This window comes from Acinetobacter sp. ANC_7511 (genome assembly GCF_056779975.1).
Genome location: NZ_JBWYIY010000037.1, coordinates 1 through 3,133, shown reverse-complemented (window position 1 = coordinate 3,133; position 3,133 = coordinate 1). Strand labels below are relative to the sequence as shown.

The window sequence follows — 3,133 nt, the reverse complement described above, 5'->3', positions numbered from 1 at the left end:
AGTTGAAGTGATTGAAATGAGAACTAGCGAAATTAACTGAATCAAGCGTTTTGGTATATGAATTTGAATTGAAGCTGTACAGTGTTTAGATACACAGTACTTCAAACTGTAATGTTGAACGATCTACTTGTAGGATCGAACGACTGTTTGGGGTTGTATAGTCAAGTAATTAAGTGCATGTGGTGGATGCCTTGGCAGTCAGAGGCGATGAAAGACGTGATAGCCTGCGAAAAGCTCCGGGGAGGCGGCAAATATCCTGTGATCCGGAGATTTCTGAATGGGGGAACCCACCTATCATAAGATAGGTATTGCAACATGAATACATAGTGTTGCAAGGCAAACGCGGGGAAGTGAAACATCTCAGTACCCGTAGGAAAAGAAATCAATTGAGATTCCCTCAGTAGCGGCGAGCGAAAGGGGAAAAGCCCATTAAGTTATGTAAGCTTTAGTGGAATGCTCTGGGAAGTGCAACCATAGTAGGTGATAGTCCTGTACACGAAAGGGCTTACATGATGATGTCGAGTAGGGCGGGGCACGTGAAACCTTGTCTGAATATGGGGGGACCATCCTCCAAGGCTAAATACTCCTGACTGACCGATAGTGAACCAGTACCGTGAGGGAAAGGCGAAAAGAACCCCTGTGAGGGGAGTGAAATAGATCCTGAAACCGCATGCATACAAGCAGTGGGAGCATCTTCGTGATGTGACTGCGTACCTTTTGTATAATGGGTCAGCGACTTACATTCAGTAGCAAGGTTAACCGAATAGGGGAGCCGTAGAGAAATCGAGTCTTAATAGGGCGTTTAGTTGCTGGGTGTAGACCCGAAACCAGGCGATCTATCCATGAGCAGGTTGAAGGTGAGGTAACACTTACTGGAGGACCGAACCCACTGTCGTTGAAAAGCCAGGGGATGACTTGTGGATAGGGGTGAAAGGCTAATCAAGCCTGGTGATAGCTGGTTCTCCCCGAAAGCTATTTAGGTAGCGCCTCGGACGAATACCATTGGGGGTAGAGCACTGTTTCGGCTAGGGGGTCATCCCGACTTACCAAACCGATGCAAACTCCGAATACCAATGAGTACTATCCGGGAGACAGACTGCGGGTGCTAACGTCCGTAGTCAAGAGGAAAACAATCCAGACCGCCAGCTAAGGTCCCTAAATCATAGTTAAGTGGGAAACGATGTGGGAAGGCATAGACAGCTAGGAGGTTGGCTTAGAAGCAGCCACCCTTTAAAGAAAGCGTAATAGCTCACTAGTCGAGTCGGCCTGCGCGGAAGATGTAACGGGGCTAAAACTATGTACCGAAGCTGCGGATTTGCAATTTATTGCAAGTGGTAGGGGAGCGTTCTGTAAGCCGATGAAGGTGGATTGAGAAGTCTGCTGGAGGTATCAGAAGTGCGAATGCTGACGTGAGTAACGATAAAACGGGTGAAAAACCCGTTCGCTGAAAGACCAAGGGTTCCAGTCCAACGTTAATCGGGGCTGGGTGAGTCGACCCCTAAGGCGAGGCCGAGAGGCGTAGTCGATGGGAAATTGGTTAATATTCCAATACTTCTGTGTAATGCGATGAGAGGACGGAGAAGGTTAAGTCAGCCTGGCGTTGGTTGTCCAGGTGGAAGATTGTAGGCATGTATCTTAGGCAAATCCGGGGTACTCTATGCTGAGAATCGATAGCAAGCTAGTTTACTAGCGAAGTGGCTGATACCATACTTCCAGGAAAAGTCTCTAAGCTTCAGTTACACAGGAATCGTACCCGAAACCGACACAGGTGGTCAGGTCGAGTAGACCAAAGCGCTTGAGAGAACTCTGCTGAAGGAACTAGGCAAAATGGTACCGTAACTTCGGGAGAAGGTACGCTGCCGGCGGTGATAGGACTTGCTCCTTGAGCTACTGGCAGCCTCAGAAACCAGGCCGCTGCAACTGTTTATTAAAAACATAGCACTCTGCAAACACGAAAGTGGACGTATAGGGTGTGATGCCTGCCCGGTGCTGGAAGGTTAATTGATGGGGTTAGCGTAAGCGAAGCTCTTGATCGAAGCCCCAGTAAACGGCGGCCGTAACTATAACGGTCCTAAGGTAGCGAAATTCCTTGTCGGGTAAGTTCCGACCTGCACGAATGGCATAATGATGGCGGCGCTGTCTCCAGCAGAGGCTCAGTGAAATCGAATTCGCCGTGAAGATGCGGTGTACCCGCGGCTAGACGGAAAGACCCCGTGAACCTTTACTGCAGCTTGACATTGAACTTTGATCTTACTTGTGTAGGATAGGTGGGAGGCTTTGAAGTAGAAACGCCAGTTTCTATGGAGCCGTCCTTGAAATACCACCCTGGTAATATTGAGGTTCTAACTCTGCTCCATTATCTGGAGCGAGGACCATGTCTGGTGGGTAGTTTGACTGGGGCGGTCTCCTCCTAAAGAGTAACGGAGGAGTACGAAGGTGCGCTCAGCGTGGTCGGAAATCACGCGTAGAGTATAAAGGCAAAAGCGCGCTTAACTGCGAGACCCACAAGTCGAGCAGGTACGAAAGTAGGTCTTAGTGATCCGGTGGTTCTGTATGGAAGGGCCATCGCTCAACGGATAAAAGGTACTCTGGGGATAACAGGCTGATACCGCCCAAGAGTTCATATCGACGGCGGTGTTTGGCACCTCGATGTCGGCTCATCTCATCCTGGGGCTGAAGCAGGTCCCAAGGGTATGGCTGTTCGCCATTTAAAGAGGTACGCGAGCTGGGTTTAGAACGTCGTGAGACAGTTCGGTCCCTATCTACCGTGGGCGTTGGAAATTTGAGAGGATCTGCTCCTAGTACGAGAGGACCAGAGTGGACGAACCTCTGGTGTACCGGTTGTGACGCCAGTCGCATCGCCGGGTAGCTATGTTCGGAAGGGATAACCGCTGAAAGCATCTAAGCGGGAAGCCTACCTCAAGATTAGATTTCCCAAGGACTTTATGTCCTCTAAAGAGCCGTTGAAGACTACAACGTTGATAGGTTGGATGTGGAAGTACGGTGACGTATGAAGCTGACCAATACTAATTACTCGTGAGGCTTGACTATACAACACCCAAACAGTTGGTGTTGTGGTTCAAATCATGACAAATAACTTGATTTAGTTAGATAAAACGCTAAACTGCACAAA

1 rRNA gene is annotated in these 3,133 nt (G+C 49.1%); it reads left to right on the top strand.

Annotated features, from left to right (window positions below):
- The first annotated feature begins 159 nt into the window (after positions 1-159).
- Positions 160-3,051: ribosomal RNA gene (locus tag AC1M9L_RS14645) — 23S ribosomal RNA — on the top strand.
- Positions 3,052-3,133 lie beyond the last annotated feature (82 nt).